A 13211-nucleotide genomic window follows, 5' to 3' on the forward strand; every position below is an offset into this window, starting at 1 on the left:
ACAACTCCTACTTGCGCTTCTTACCGGCGGTGCGGCGGCGAACGATGAGCTTGTCGCTCTCCTTGTTGGGGCGACGGGTGCGTCCCTCGGACTGACCCCACGGGCTGACCGGGTGGCGTCCACCGGAGGTCTTGCCCTCTCCACCACCGTGCGGGTGGTCGACCGGGTTCATCGCGACACCGCGGACGGTCGGGCGGACGCCCTTCCAGCGCATGCGGCCGGCCTTGCCCCAGTTGATGTTCGACTGCTCGGCGTTGCCGACCTCGCCGATCGTGGCGCGGCAGCGCGCATCGACGTTGCGGATCTCGCCCGACGGCAGGCGGAGCTGCGCGTAGGGGCCGTCCTTGGCGACGAGGCGGACCGAGGTGCCGGCCGAGCGGGCGAGCTTGGCGCCGCCTCCCGGCTTGATCTCGATGGCGTGGATGACCGTACCGGTCGGGATGTTGCGCAGCGGCAGGTTGTTGCCGGGCTTGATGTCGGCGCCGGCGCCCGACTCCACGACGTCGCCCTGCGAGAGCTTGTTCGGGGCCAGGATGTAGCGCTTGGTGCCGTCCACGAAGTGGAGCAGCGCGATGCGCGCCGTGCGGTTGGGGTCGTACTCGATGTGAGCGACCTTGGCGTTGACGCCGTCCTTGTCGTTGCGACGGAAGTCGATCAGACGGTACTGGCGCTTGTGGCCACCACCGATGTGACGCGTCGTGATGCGGCCGGAGTTGTTGCGGCCACCGGTCTTGGACAGCGGGCGCAGGAGCGACTTCTCAGGCGTCGAGCGGGTGATCTCGGCGAAGTCGGCAACGCTGGAGCCGCGGCGACCGGGGGTCGTGGGCTTGTACTTACGAATAGCCATTGTCTGTTTCCTCTACGCTTCTTCGGCTCAGCCGACGCTCGTGAAGATGTCGATGGAGCCGGACTTCAGCGTGACGATCGCGCGCTTGGTGTCCTTGCGCTTGCCGGTGCCGAACTTCGTGCGGCGGGTCTTGCCCTGGCGGTTCAGCGTGTTGATCGACGCGACCTCGACGCCGAAGATCTTCTCGATGGCGAGCTTGATCTCGGTCTTGTTCGAACGCGGGTCGACCACGAAGGTGTACTTGCCCTCGTCGATCAGGCCGTAGGACTTCTCCGAGACCACCGGGGAGATGATGACGTCGCGGGGGTCCTTGTTGAACGCGGCGGACTGGCTCATGCGTTCACCTCTTCCTTGTTGGACTCGACGCCCGACTTGGCCGCGATGAACGCGTCGAGCGCGCCCTTCGAGAACACGATGTCGTCGGAGACGAGCACGTCGTACGCGTTGAGCTGGTCGGCCGGCAGGATGTGCACGAACGGCACGTTGCGGAGCGAGAGCTCGGCGATGTAGTCGTCGCGCTCGAGCACCACGAGGACGTTGCGCGACACCGAGAGGGCGTCGAGCAGGACGAGGACGTCCTTGGTCCGGGGGGTGTCGCCGAGGGCGAGGGACTCGACCACGTGGATGCGGGCACCGCGGGCGCGGTCCGAGAGAGCACCGAGCAGAGCCGCGGCGATCATCTTCTTGGGGGTGCGCTGCGCGTAGCTGCGGGGGGTCGGTCCGTGGACCACGCCACCACCGGTCATGTGCGGGGCGCGGATCGAGCCCTGACGAGCGCGACCGGTTCCCTTCTGCTTGAACGGCTTGCGACCGGCTCCGGAGACCTCACCGCGGTTCTTCGTCTTGTGGGTTCCCTGGCGCGCCGCGGCGAGCTGGGCCACGACGACCTGGTGGATGAGGGGGATGTTGGTCTGGACGTCGAAGAGCGCGGCGGGGAGCTCGACCGAGCCCGCCTTCTGGCCCTTGACGTCGATGATGTCGACAGAGGTAGCCATGGAACTACGCTCCCTTCACGGCGTTGCGAACGAACACGAGGCGACCGCGGGCACCGGGGACGGCGCCCTTGACGAGCAGCAGGCCCTTCTCGGCGTCGACGGAGTGCACCTTGAGGTTGAGCACGGTGACGCGCTCGCCACCCATGCGACCGGCCATGCGCATGCCCTTGAAGACACGGCTGGGGGTCGAGGAGGCGCCGATGGAGCCGGGCTTGCGGTGGTTGCGGTGCGAACCGTGCGAAGCCGAGACGCCCTTGAAGTTGTGACGCTTCATGACACCGGCGAAGCCCTTGCCCTTGCTGGTGCCGACGACGTCGACCTTGGTGCCGGCCTCGAAGACGGCGTCCACGGTCAGCTCCTGGCCTGCCGAGTAGTCGGCGGCGTCGGAGGTGCGGACCTCGGTGAGGTGGCGGCGGGGGGTGACGCCCGCGGCGTCGAAGTGACCGGCGGCGGGCTTGTTCACCTTGCGCGGGTCGATCGCACCGGCGGCGAGCTGGACGGCGGTGTAGCCGTCCTTCTCCTCCGTGCGGACCTGGGTCACGACGTTGGGGCTGATCTCGATGACGGTGACCGGCACGAGCTTGTTGTTCTCATCCCAGACCTGGGTCATTCCGAGCTTGGTGCCGAGGAGGCCCTTGCTGGTCTTCAGCGTGGGGGAAACAGTGACAGACATGGTGGCACTCCTCCTTAGAGCTTGATCTCGATGTTGACGTCGGCCGGCAGGTCGAGGCGCATGAGCGAGTCGACGGCCTTGGGCGTCGGGTCGATGATGTCGATGAGGCGCTTGTGGGTGCGCATCTCGAAGTGCTCGCGGCTGTCCTTGTACTTGTGGGGAGAACGGATCACGCAGACCACGTTCTTCTCGGTCGGCAGCGGCACGGGGCCGACCACCGTTGCACCGGCACGGGTGACCGTGTCGACGATCTTGCGCGCCGACGTGTCGATGACCTCGTGGTCGTACGACTTCAGTCGGATGCGGATCTTCTGTCCCGCCATGTGTGATCTCTCACTCTCTTGTTATTGCGTCGTACGCGACTCCCCCGGCCGGAGCCGGACTCGTCTCGCATTGGACGCGCTCGCGAAGGAACTCCGGTGACCCGGAAAAGTGCAACCAGTGTTCTTCTGTCAAAAGCACCGCACCCCTGGGGCGCTCCGATCGGCGTGCAGAACGCACGACGCACGGAGAACCCGTTGAGATGTCGGTTGTTGTCGTTCTGCTACCCGCCGCCTCGACGTCGCATCCGCGTGGCCGCCCTCTCGGGTCGAGCCTCCGCGATGCCGTCTCGGCACTGCCTGGCAGTGTCCCCCTCCGAGCAGCACGCCGCCCGAGAGGAAATTTTGAACTAGAAGAGTCTCCCACAGATGCCCCACCCCTGCAACCCGGGCGTGTCGCGCCGGAGGGCTCCTCCGCGAGCACGTCGTGACGGCCCTGGGGAGCCGGTCGTTCCGAGCAGCAGCGCGGGTCGGAGCGCCTCCCCCGCTACTCGAAGAGCAGCGCCCGGACGGCGGTCTCGGCCGACGCGGGGCGCGACGCGTCGATGGTCTCGCCGGCGCGGAAGTGGTCCAGCAGCCGCGGGTCGACGTAGCTGGCGCGGGCGACCGTCGGCGTGTTCCCGAGCACGTCCGAGGCGTCGCGCATCGCCTGGGCGATCGCGGAGTTCCGAGCGCGCTGCGTGGCCTGCGGGCCCGACTTCGCCAGGCTCAGCGCGGCCGCGACCGTGCCGTGCAGAGTGCGGAAGTCCTTCGCCGTGAAGTCGTCGCCGGCGCGCTCGCGCACGTAGTCGTTGATCTCGGGCGCCGAGATCGGCCGCCACTCCCGCCCGTCCTTCCAGGCGAGCAGGCGGGCGTTCGGCCCGCGACGCTTGAGAGCACGGACGACGCGCGAGAGGTCGTGGTCGAGGATCTCGCTCGTCCACGCCTGATGGCTCTTCCCGGGGAAGGCGAGGGCGACCCGGTCCCCGTGGGTCGTGGCGTGCGCGCACAGGAGCGTCGAGAGGCCGATGCTGCCGTGCTCCTTCGCGTACCTCTCGCTGCCGACGCGGAGCGATCCGGTGTCGAGCATCCGGAAGGCGGTGGCCAGCGCGCGCTCGCGGCTGGGTCCGTCCGAGCGGAGGGCGATGGTCACGGCCCGGCGCGCCCCGGGCAGGGCCTCCGCGAGCCGCAGCGCCCGGTCGAACTTGATCCGGTCCTTCTGCTCGCGCCAGGTCGGATGGTAGATGTACTGGCGGCGGCCGGCGGAGTCGACGCCGGTGGCCTGGATGTGCCCGTTGGGATACGGGGCGATCCAGACGTCCGTCCAGGCCGGCGGGATGCCGAGATGGTCGAACCGCGCGCGCAGCTCCTTGTCGGCGACGGTCGCGCCCTTCGGGTCGCGGTAGCTGAAGCCGGAGCCCGCGCGCACCCGGGTGTAGCCGCGCCCGCTCGAATCGGTCCTGCGGAGTCGTTGCGCGCGAGTGTCAGCCATCGCTCCGACGATAGGACGGCGGATCGGAGGCCCGCACCCGCTTGACGGCGGGGAGGAGCAGTCGGACGGCAGCCGCTACTCGTTGCCGATCCGCTTGTCGGCCTGGCGCTTCAGGTCCTCGATGCGGTCGTCGTACTTGCCGTTGGTGAGGCGGCTGGCGATCTCGCCCGCCTTCTCGAGGGTCTGGTCGGAGACCTGCTCGGCCTTCTCGCTCCGCAGCGCGTCCTGGGCCTTCCGGCTGTTGAGCAGTTCGCCGGCCTGGCGTCCGAGCTTCCCGAGATCCACGATGATGCCTCCTTGTAAACGCGCACAGGGCGGCGCGTGCCTCAGTGTGGCGCTCCCGGCTGGGGGAACGGTGCGGGCGCGCCGGTCAGCCGGCCAGTGCGATCACCTGCTCCGCTGCGTCTGCCAGGGCGCGGCCGTAGGAGGGACCGTGACCGGCGGCGTGAACGGCGAGCGGGTGCAGCTGGTGGAGTGGCACCCGCTCCTCGTAGCCGGCCCCCAGCGGATGCTGCTCGCGGTAGCCCTCGAGGACGGCGTCGAGGTGCGGAGCACCGAAGAGGGCCAGCATCGCCAGATCGGTCTCGCGGTGTCCCCCGTGAGCGGCGGGGTCGATCAGGACGGCGCCGTCCGCCGTCCAGAGCACGTTGCCGGTCCAGAGGTCCCCGTGGATCCGGGCGGGCCCCGCACCGTCGTCGAAGGCTCCGGCCGCCACCCGGCCCAGAGCCTGCTCGACGAGCCGCGACTCGGCTGCCGTGAGGTTGCCCGCCTCCACGGCGGGGCCGAGGAACGGCCGCACCCGCTGCTCCGCGTAGAAGCGCCCCCACGAGTCGTCCGGGCGGCACGGCATCCCGCGGCGGCCGATGTAGGCGGGGCCGGTCCATCCCGGGGGCGGCGCTCCGAACGCCGCGGCTCCGGCGTCGTGCGTCCGGGCGAGCGCGGCGCCGAGAGCGCGAGCCGACTCGGCCGAGGGACGCACGGAGCGGATCTCCTCCAGCTCGATGCGCCCGGGCGACACCCTCTCCACCCCGACACAGCGCGCACCGCCGTCCGCCTCGCGCAGCCAGTCCAGGCCGGCCGCCTCCCACTCGAAGAACTGCGGGAGGGCACGGGGGTCGCTCTTCACGAAGGGCATGCCGCACACTAGCCGGGCGTCCCCGGGAACGACGAGAGGGGCCGCCCGCCGAAGCGGACGACCCCTCTCGAGAGATCGGTAGGACGGACCTACTTGATGATCTTGGTGACCGTACCGGCACCCACGGTGCGTCCACCCTCACGGATGGCGAAGCCGAGGCCCTCCTCCATGGCGATCGGCTGGATCAGCGCGACCGTCATGTCGGTGGTGTCGCCGGGCATGACCATCTCGGTGCCCTCGGGCAGCGTGATGACGCCGGTGACGTCGGTGGTGCGGAAGTAGAACTGCGGACGGTAGTTCGCGTAGAACGGGTTGTGACGCCCACCCTCATCCTTGGACAGGATGTACGCGGTGCCCTCGAAGTCCGTGTGCGGCGTGACCGAACCCGGCTTGACGACGACCTGGCCGCGCTCGACGTCCTCGCGCTTGGTGCCGCGGAGGAGCAGACCGCAGTTCTCGCCGGCCCAGGCCTCGTCGAGCTGCTTGTGGAACATCTCGATTCCGGTGACCGTGGTCTTCTGCGTCGGGCGGATGCCGACGATCTCGACCTCGGAGTTCAGAGCGAGGGTTCCACGCTCCGCACGGCCGGTGACGACGGTTCCACGACCGGTGATCGTGAAGACGTCCTCGATCGGCATGAGGAACGGCTTGTCCTTGTCGCGCACCGGGTCCGGGATGGACTCGTCGACCGCGTCCATCAGGTCGAGGATCGACTGGGTCCAGGTGTCGTCGCCCTCGAGGGCCTTGAGGCCGGAGACGCGCACGACGGGGGCGTCGTCGCCGGGGAAGCCCTGCGACGAGAGGAGCTCGCGGACCTCGAGCTCGACGAGCTCCAGGATCTCCTCGTCGTCCACCATGTCGGCCTTGTTCAGCGCGACGAGGAGGTAGGGGACGCCGACCTGCTTGGCGAGGAGGACGTGCTCACGGGTCTGAGCCATCGGGCCGTCGGTGGCGGCGACCACGAGGATCGCGCCGTCCATCTGGGCCGCGCCGGTGATCATGTTCTTGATGTAGTCGGCGTGACCCGGGGCGTCGACGTGCGCGTAGTGGCGCTTCGGCGTCTCGTACTCGACGTGCGAGATGTTGATCGTGATGCCGCGCTGGCGCTCCTCGGGAGCGGAGTCGATCGACGCGAAGTCACGCTGGACGTTGGTCGCGGACGGGAACTTGTCCGCCAGAACCTTCGAGATCGCCGCGGTGAGCGTGGTCTTTCCGTGGTCGACGTGACCGATGGTTCCGATGTTGACGTGCGGCTTGGTCCGCTCGAACTTGGCCTTAGCCACTGTGGGTCCTCCTCAGGACTTAGGTGCAAGCATCCGCATCCGGGCGGCCGCACGGGGCGGCACGAGGACAGGAGGACTTGCGGGGGTTTTGTGTACGTATGTTACCGGCAGTGGTCGTGCGGCCGTCCCGCTGCGACAGGGGGCGCGCTGCACTCGGCAGCAAACCCGCACGACACTACCAGGCCGCCGCCGTTCCGGGGAACGGCGACGGCCCAGGGGCGGAGCTACTCGCCCTTGTTCTTCTGGACGATCTCCTCGGCCACGGCCTTGGGGACCTCGGCGTAGGTCTCGAACGTCATCGAGTAGACGGCGCGGCCCGAGGTCTTCGAGCGCAGGTCTCCGATGTAGCCGAACATCTCGGACAGCGGGACGTTGGCCCGGATGACCTTGATGCCGGTGGCGTCCTCCATCGACTGGATCATCCCGCGACGCGAGTTGATGTCGCCGATGACGTCGCCCATGTACTCCTCGGGAGTGCGGACCTCGACGGCCATGAGAGGCTCGAGGAGGACCGGCTGCGCCTTGCGCGAGGCCTCCTTGAACGCGATCGAGCCGGCGATCTTGAACGCCATCTCGGAGGAGTCGACGTCGTGCGCCGCTCCGTCGACCAGGGTCGCCTTCACGCCGACCATGGGGTAGCCGGCGAGCACGCCGACCTGCATGGCGTCGCGGATGCCCGCGTCGACGGAGGGGATGTACTCGCGCGGGACGCGGCCACCGGTGACGCCGTTGACGAACTCGTAGGTCTTGTCGGCCTCGACCTCCATCGGCTCGATGGTGATCTGGACCTTCGCGAACTGGCCGGAGCCACCCGTCTGCTTCTTGTGGGTGTAGTCGTACTTCTCGACCGTGCGGCGGATCGTCTCGCGGTACGCGACCTGGGGCTTGCCCACGTTGGCCTCGACGTTGAACTCGCGCTTCATGCGGTCGACCAGGATGTCGAGGTGCAGCTCGCCCATTCCCTTGATGACCGTCTGACCGGTCTCCTGGTTCTGCTCGGTGCGGAAGGTGGGGTCCTCCTCCGCGAGCTTCTGGATCGCGGTGCCGAGCTTCTCCTGGTCCGCCTTCGTCTTGGGCTCGATGGCGACCTCGATGACGGGCTCCGGGAAGGTCATCGACTCGAGCACGACCTGCGCGGCCGGGTCGCTCAGGGTGTCACCGGTGGTGGTGTCCTTGAGGCCGATGACGGCGTAGATGTGGCCGGCGGTGACCGAGTCGACCGGGTTCTCCTTGTTGGAGTGCATCTGGAAGATCTTGCCGATGCGCTCCTTCTTGCCCTTGGTCGAGTTGATGACCTGGGCACCGGAGTCGAGCTTGCCCGAGTAGACGCGGACGTAGGTCAGGCGACCGAAGAACGGGTGCACGGCGACCTTGAACGCGAGCGCCGAGAAGGGCTCGGTCGAGTCCGCGTGGCGCATGATGACCTTCTCCTCGTCGCGGACGTCGTGCGCCTCGATGGCGGGGACGTCGAGCGGGGAGGGGAGGTAGTCCACGACAGCGTCGAGCATCGGCTGGACGCCGCGGTTCTTGAACGCCGAGCCGCAGAGCACCGGGTAGATCTCGGAGTTGACGGTCATCTTGCGGATGGCGCCCTTGATCTCCGCGACGGTGAGCTCCTCGCCGCCGAAGTACTTCTCGAGCAGCTCGTCGGAGGTCTCCGCGACGGTCTCGAGGAGCTTCTCGCGGTACTCCGCCGCCTTGTCGGCGAGGTCGGCCGGGATCTCCTCGATCTCGTACTTCGCGCCGAGCGCGACGTCGCCCTTCGAGTCGCCGCGCCACGTGAGCGCGCGCATCTCGACCAGGTCGACGACGCCCTCGAAGGAGGACTCCGCGCCGATGGGCAGCTGGATGACCAGCGGCTTCGCGCCGAGGCGCTTGATGATCGTGTCGACCGTGTAGTAGAAGTCGGCGCCGAGCTTGTCCATCTTGTTGACGAAGCAGATGCGCGGGACGTCGTACTTGTCGGCCTGACGCCAGACGGTCTCGGACTGGGGCTCGACGCCCTCCTTGCCGTCGAAGACGGCGACGGCGCCGTCGAGGACGCGGAGCGAGCGCTCGACCTCGACCGTGAAGTCGACGTGACCGGGGGTGTCGATGATGTTGATCTGGTTCTTGTTCCAGAAGCAGGTCGTCGCGGCGGACGTGATCGTGATGCCGCGCTCCTGCTCCTGCGCCATCCAGTCCATCGTCGCGGCGCCGTCGTGGACCTCGCCGATCTTGTGCGTGATACCCGTGTAGAACAGGATGCGCTCGGTGGTGGTGGTCTTGCCGGCATCGATGTGGGCCATGATGCCGATGTTGCGGACCTTGTTCAGGTCGGTGAGCACATCTTGTGCCACGGAGTTCCTCCGATAGGTGATGGAGCCAGCGCACCGGGTTCATGGCCGAATGGCTGGGATTCTGGTGGTGGCGGTCGCCCGGTCGCGGGGATCGGGCGATCCGCCGCCGGGACCGGGCCCGCAGCGGTGACGCCGCGGGCCCGGTGGTCGCGGTCGCCCGGGGGCGGCCGCGGGGTGCGCTACCAGCGGTAGTGCGCGAAGGCCTTGTTCGACTCGGCCATCTTGTGGGTGTCCTCGCGACGCTTGACAGCGGCGCCCAGACCGTTCGACGCGTCGAGGATCTCGTTCATGAGACGCTCGGTCATCGTCTTCTCGCGACGGGCCTTCGCGTAGCTGGTGAGCCAGCGGAGCGCGAGGGTGTTGGCGCGGTGGGGCTTGACCTCGACCGGGACCTGGTAGGTCGAACCGCCGACGCGGCGGCTGCGGACCTCGAGGGTCGGGCGGACGTTGTCGAGCGCCTTCTTGAGGGTGACGACCGCGTCCTGGCCGTTCTTGCCGGCGACGCCCTCGAGGGCACCGTAGACGATGCGCTCGGCGAGGCCCTTCTTGCCGTCCAGGAGGATCTTGTTGACGAGCTGGCTGACGATGGGGGCGCCGTAGACGGGGTCTGCGACGACGGGGCGCTTGGGAGCGGGGCCCTTACGAGGCATTACTTCTTCTCCATCTTCGCGCCGTACCGGCTGCGAGCCTGCTTGCGGTTCTTGACGGCCTGGGTGTCCAGGGCGCCGCGAACGATCTTGTAGCGGACACCGGGGAGGTCCTTGACGCGACCGCCGCGCACGAGCACCATCGAGTGCTCCTGCAGGTTGTGGCCCTCGCCGGGGATGTAGGCGGTGACCTCGGTGCCGTTGGAGAGCTTCACGCGGGCCACCTTGCGGAGGGCCGAGTTCGGCTTCTTGGGCGTGGTCGTGTAGACGCGCGTGCACACGCCGCGCTGCTGGGGGTTGGCCTTCAGGGCGGGCGCCTTGGTCTTGGTGACCTTCGGCGTGCGTCCCTTGCGGACCAACTGCTGAATCGTTGGCACTGGTTTTGCTCCTTGAATGCTGCACGGTGACAGCGGATCGATGGTCGACATTCGGCCCTCCCGTCTCCGGGAACGGTCGAGTTCATCTGGACCCGACGCACCCCGCGGCCCCGCGAGCGGGACCGGGAGGGTGAGGGGTATGCCGTGGGGGCCGCCCGATCGGACGAACCCGCGGATCCTCGCGGACCCGGTAGAGCGAAGTGCGGCGACCGCATCGACCCGGAGGCACGACACAAGCGCACGGCAAAGCGCACACCCGAAGAATGTTACGGGGAGTGACGGGGCCGGTCAACCGAGCGGCGTTCGCCCTGGGAGATGCCGCAGCGCCGCGACGAGCCGCGCCGGGACTCCGGCGTCACTCCCGCTCGTCGCCCTCCCAGCCCCAGTGGGGGCTGCGGCCGCCGGCGTCGCGACGGGCCAGGAGCAGGAGGAACACGAGCTGGACGGCGGCCGCGAGCACGCCGGTCGCGATCGCGAAGACAGTGGGGGCGTGGTCGAGGATCCAGCCGAGGATCTCCCCCGGCTCCTGGCGGCCGAGCCCGTAGAGCGCTCCGCCCGTGACGAGGAAGAGCAGGTAGACGACGACCCCGGTCAGCAGCGACGGGCCGAGGACGCGGTGGACGGCGGGACGGGCGGCGAGGGTCACCATCGCGACCAGCACGGCGACGACGCAGACCGCCATCGACACCGGCCCCAGCAGCGGGCCGGCGTCGCGCTCGGGCACGACGTCCTGGTCCAGCAGGAGGCTGAGGACCCCGAACGCGCAGACGACCAGGGCGAGGTAGAGGAACGCGGCGAAGCCGGCCAGCGCGAGGCCGTAGCCCAGGCCGGCTCCGCGGCCCTGCCCCTGCCCCTCCGGAGTCACGACTGCGCGGCCGCTTCGCGCTCGGCGTTGCGGCGCTTGACGCCCCGGGCGCGGCCCGCGATCGCGGCGCCGCCCCAGACGCTCACCTCCCGGCCGAGGACGCCGGCGGCGAGGACCGCGGCGAGGACGGCGGGATCGCGGACGTAGTCGAGCGCGAGGGAGCGGTCGATCGGCAGGGCGAGCGGTCCGACGGCGCTCCAGCCGCCGACCAGCGTGGCCGCGGCCGTGAGGAGGGCGACGAGGAAGCCGCCGAGGACGTAGGCCCACCAGCCCGCGCGGTTCACGACCAGCACGATCAGCGCCAGGCCGACCAGGAACGCGGCCACCGGGGCGAGGAAGAGCGCGGTCGGTGCCGCGTCCAGCGCGAGGGCGACCGGGTCGCCGCCGACGCGGTCGACGAGGAGGCGGATCGCCGTCAGGGCGACGAGGTACAGGACGGCGAAGACCGCGGTCGTCAGGAGGGCGAGCGCGAGGCCCGCGAGACGGTTGCCGGAGCGCCGGACCGGCTCGGGCTCGGCCTCGACCGGCCCGAGGGCGCTGGGGGCGGACGCCGCGACGGCCGGGGCGGCGGGCTCGACGGTCGGCTGCCGGCCCGTCACGGGTTCGGGCCAGACGTACTCCCGGGTCGGCTGGGGTCCGGTTCCGCCGGACGTCTCGGTCGCGGAGGGGATCCGCGTGGTCTCGGCGTCGCTGCTCCAGGTCACCCGGACAGCATAGGCACGCCTTCCGCCGCGCCCGGTGCGCCGCGCGGCTCCCCGTCGACGGGGGACAGCGCCGACCGTCTACTCGAGCGGGTGGAGGAGGCGGTGCAGGAACTGCCGGGTGCGCGGCTCCCGCGGCTCCCGGAGGATCTGCGCAGGGGCGCCCCGCTCGACGACCACGCCGTCGGCCATGAAGACGACCTCCGAGGCCACCTGCCGGGCGAACTCGAGCTCGTGCGTCACGACGAGCATGGTCCAGCCCTCCCCCGCCAGCTCCCGCATCAGCGAGAGCACGTCGCCGACCAGCTCCGGGTCCAGCGCCGAGGTGGGCTCGTCGAAGAGGAGCAGATCGGGCCGCAGCGCGAGCGCCCGGACGATGCCCACGCGCTGCTGCTGACCGCCGGAGAGCTCGAAGGGGTAGGCGCTCCCCCGGCCGCCGAGGCCGACGCGCTCGAGCAGGCGCTCCGCCTCCGGGACCACCTCGGACGCGGGACGGCGCTGCACTCGCAGCGGCCCCTCCGTCACGTTCTGGAGGACGGTCAGGTGCGGGAAGAGGTTGAAGTGCTGGAAGACCATCGCGGAGTGGTCGCGCAGCCCGGTCAGCGCCTTCCGTCCGACGCCGCGGTCGAAGTCGAGGACGCTGCCGTCGGCGAGCTCGACCACCCCGCCGTCCGGCACCTCGAGGCTGTTCAGCGAGCGCAGGACGGTGGTCTTGCCCGAGCCCGAGGGCCCGATCAGGGCGACGACCTCGCCGCGGCGGATCTCCAGGTCGATGCCGCGCAGCACCTCCACCCCGCCGAACGACTTGCGGAGGCCGCGGGCCGTGAGCACGGGCCGCGCGTCGGTCGGAGTGTCAGCGGGCGACATAGCGGTCCAATCGCTTCTCGAGCAGGCCCTGGCCGCTGGAGAGCACCAGGCAGATGAGCCAGTAGATCAGAGCGGCCTCGAGGTAGAGGAGCATGAACTCGCTCGACGCGGTGGCGATCTTCTGCGCCTGCCGGAAGAGCTCGGTCACCAGGATGAGGGAGGCCAGCGAGGTGTCCTTCACCAGCGAGATGAAGGTGTTCGACAGCGGCGGGACGGAGACGCGCGCGGCCTGCGGGAGGATGATGCGCCGCAGCGAGAGCGAGCGGCTCATGCCGATCGTGTGCGCCGCCTCCCACTGCCCCTTCGGGACGCTGAGGATCGCCGCGCGGATCACCTCCGCCGCGTAGCCGCCCACGTTGAGGGCGAACGCGATGGTGGCGCTGGGCCAGGGGTCGATCTTCAGTCCGAGGCTCGGCAGCCCGTAGAAGATCACGAACAGCTGCACCAGGAGCGGCGTGCCCCGGATGACGGAGATGTAGGCGCGCGCGATCCAGGAGAGGATCCGCACCCGCGAGAGCCGCATCAGGGCGACCGCCAGCGCGAGCACGAGCCCGATGGCGAAGCTCGCCAGCGCGAGCGGGATCGTCCCGACGATGCCCCCGGAGAGGATCGGCCAGAACGACCGGAGGACGAGGTCCATTGTGTTCTCCCGCCTTCGCGGGAGGATCCGCGGTCGGCTCGATCGGGTGGT

At 69.6% G+C, this 13211-nt stretch carries 16 protein-coding genes; all 16 read right to left on the reverse strand.

The window, feature by feature from the left end; translation table 11 throughout:
- Window positions 1-7: 7 nt before the first annotated feature.
- Window positions 8-847 (reverse strand): 50S ribosomal protein L2, encoded by an 840-nt coding sequence (rplB, locus tag C5C39_RS01540; RefSeq protein WP_068251462.1) that lies wholly within the window; start codon window positions 845-847, stop codon window positions 8-10.
- Window positions 848-874: 27 nt separating this feature from the next.
- A complete protein-coding gene (gene rplW / locus C5C39_RS01545) occupies window positions 875-1183 on the reverse strand; it encodes a 50S ribosomal protein L23 (protein ID WP_068209445.1) in 309 nt (102 codons plus the stop codon).
- Window positions 1180-1842, reverse strand: a complete 663-nt coding sequence (gene rplD, locus C5C39_RS01550) for a 50S ribosomal protein L4 (RefSeq protein WP_104224565.1) — start codon at window positions 1840-1842, stop codon at window positions 1180-1182. Before rplD ends, rplW begins: the two co-directional genes overlap by 4 nt.
- Window positions 1843-1846: 4 nt before the next feature.
- Window positions 1847-2515 (reverse strand): 50S ribosomal protein L3, encoded by a 669-nt coding sequence (gene rplC, locus C5C39_RS01555; RefSeq protein WP_104224566.1) that lies wholly within the window; start codon window positions 2513-2515, stop codon window positions 1847-1849.
- A gap of 14 nt (window positions 2516-2529) precedes the next feature.
- Window positions 2530-2838: a 30S ribosomal protein S10 gene (gene rpsJ, locus C5C39_RS01560; RefSeq protein ID WP_005050520.1), complete on the reverse strand. Its 309-nt coding sequence runs from the start codon at window positions 2836-2838 to the stop codon at window positions 2530-2532.
- Window positions 2839-3322: 484 nt separating this feature from the next.
- The gene (locus tag C5C39_RS01565) at window positions 3323-4306 is read right to left on the reverse strand and encodes a DNA topoisomerase IB (RefSeq protein ID WP_104224567.1); all 984 of its coding nucleotides are present in this window, start codon (window positions 4304-4306) and stop codon (window positions 3323-3325) included.
- A gap of 75 nt (window positions 4307-4381) precedes the next feature.
- On the reverse strand, window positions 4382-4591 hold the full coding sequence (locus tag C5C39_RS01570; RefSeq protein WP_159939075.1) for an antitoxin: 210 nt from the start codon (window positions 4589-4591) through the stop codon (window positions 4382-4384).
- Window positions 4592-4676: 85 nt separating this feature from the next.
- Window positions 4677-5441, reverse strand: a complete 765-nt coding sequence (locus C5C39_RS01575; protein ID WP_104274337.1) for a fructosamine kinase family protein — start codon at window positions 5439-5441, stop codon at window positions 4677-4679.
- A gap of 89 nt (window positions 5442-5530) precedes the next feature.
- A complete protein-coding gene (gene tuf / locus C5C39_RS01580) occupies window positions 5531-6724 on the reverse strand; it encodes an elongation factor Tu (RefSeq protein ID WP_104224570.1) in 1194 nt (397 codons plus the stop codon).
- A gap of 224 nt (window positions 6725-6948) precedes the next feature.
- Window positions 6949-9063: an elongation factor G gene (fusA, locus tag C5C39_RS01585; protein WP_104224571.1), complete on the reverse strand. Its 2115-nt coding sequence runs from the start codon at window positions 9061-9063 to the stop codon at window positions 6949-6951.
- A 179-nt stretch (window positions 9064-9242) separates the two neighbouring features.
- The gene (rpsG, locus tag C5C39_RS01590; protein ID WP_068251443.1) at window positions 9243-9713 is read right to left on the reverse strand and encodes a 30S ribosomal protein S7; all 471 of its coding nucleotides are present in this window, start codon (window positions 9711-9713) and stop codon (window positions 9243-9245) included.
- Window positions 9713-10087 carry a 30S ribosomal protein S12 gene (gene rpsL, locus C5C39_RS01595; protein ID WP_011186743.1) on the reverse strand — a complete coding sequence of 125 codons (375 nt, stop codon included), beginning with the start codon at window positions 10085-10087 and terminating at the stop codon, window positions 9713-9715. The genes rpsG and rpsL overlap by 1 nt, the downstream gene beginning before the upstream one ends.
- A gap of 355 nt (window positions 10088-10442) precedes the next feature.
- Window positions 10443-10952, reverse strand: coding sequence for a DUF6121 family protein (locus tag C5C39_RS01600; protein ID WP_104352471.1), 510 nt, complete (start codon window positions 10950-10952; stop codon window positions 10443-10445).
- Complete coding sequence (locus C5C39_RS01605) at window positions 10949-11656, reverse strand: hypothetical protein (RefSeq protein ID WP_104352472.1); 708 nt, start codon at window positions 11654-11656, stop codon at window positions 10949-10951. Before C5C39_RS01605 ends, C5C39_RS01600 begins: the two co-directional genes overlap by 4 nt.
- Before the next feature lie 78 nt (window positions 11657-11734).
- A complete protein-coding gene (locus C5C39_RS01610) occupies window positions 11735-12520 on the reverse strand; it encodes an amino acid ABC transporter ATP-binding protein (RefSeq protein ID WP_104226760.1) in 786 nt (261 codons plus the stop codon).
- Window positions 12507-13160 (reverse strand): amino acid ABC transporter permease, encoded by a 654-nt coding sequence (locus C5C39_RS01615; RefSeq protein ID WP_104224574.1) that lies wholly within the window; start codon window positions 13158-13160, stop codon window positions 12507-12509. The genes C5C39_RS01610 and C5C39_RS01615 overlap by 14 nt, the downstream gene beginning before the upstream one ends.
- Window positions 13161-13211 lie beyond the last annotated feature (51 nt).

The organism is Rathayibacter sp. AY1F3, from assembly GCF_002931975.1.
In the GTDB taxonomy this organism is placed as follows: domain Bacteria; phylum Actinomycetota; class Actinomycetes; order Actinomycetales; family Microbacteriaceae; genus Rathayibacter.

What these genes read in the sequence shown, in the direction of transcription:
- rplB (WP_068251462.1), bottom strand. Translation starts at nt 847, where the DNA reads ATGGCTATTCGTAAGTACAAGCCCACGACCCCCGGTCGCCGCGGCTCC.
- rplW (WP_068209445.1), bottom strand. Translation starts at nt 1,183, where the DNA reads ATGAGCCAGTCCGCCGCGTTCAACAAGGACCCCCGCGACGTCATCATC.
- rplD (WP_104224565.1), bottom strand. Translation starts at nt 1,842, where the DNA reads ATGGCTACCTCTGTCGACATCATCGACGTCAAGGGCCAGAAGGCGGGC.
- rplC (WP_104224566.1), bottom strand. Translation starts at nt 2,515, where the DNA reads ATGTCTGTCACTGTTTCCCCCACGCTGAAGACCAGCAAGGGCCTCCTC.
- rpsJ (WP_005050520.1), bottom strand. Translation starts at nt 2,838, where the DNA reads ATGGCGGGACAGAAGATCCGCATCCGACTGAAGTCGTACGACCACGAG.
- C5C39_RS01565 (WP_104224567.1), bottom strand. Translation starts at nt 4,306, where the DNA reads ATGGCTGACACTCGCGCGCAACGACTCCGCAGGACCGATTCGAGCGGG.
- C5C39_RS01575 (WP_104274337.1), bottom strand. Translation starts at nt 5,441, where the DNA reads ATGCCCTTCGTGAAGAGCGACCCCCGTGCCCTCCCGCAGTTCTTCGAG.
- rpsG (WP_068251443.1), bottom strand. Translation starts at nt 9,713, where the DNA reads ATGCCTCGTAAGGGCCCCGCTCCCAAGCGCCCCGTCGTCGCAGACCCC.
- C5C39_RS01610 (WP_104226760.1), bottom strand. Translation starts at nt 12,520, where the DNA reads ATGTCGCCCGCTGACACTCCGACCGACGCGCGGCCCGTGCTCACGGCC.
- C5C39_RS01615 (WP_104224574.1), bottom strand. Translation starts at nt 13,160, where the DNA reads ATGGACCTCGTCCTCCGGTCGTTCTGGCCGATCCTCTCCGGGGGCATC.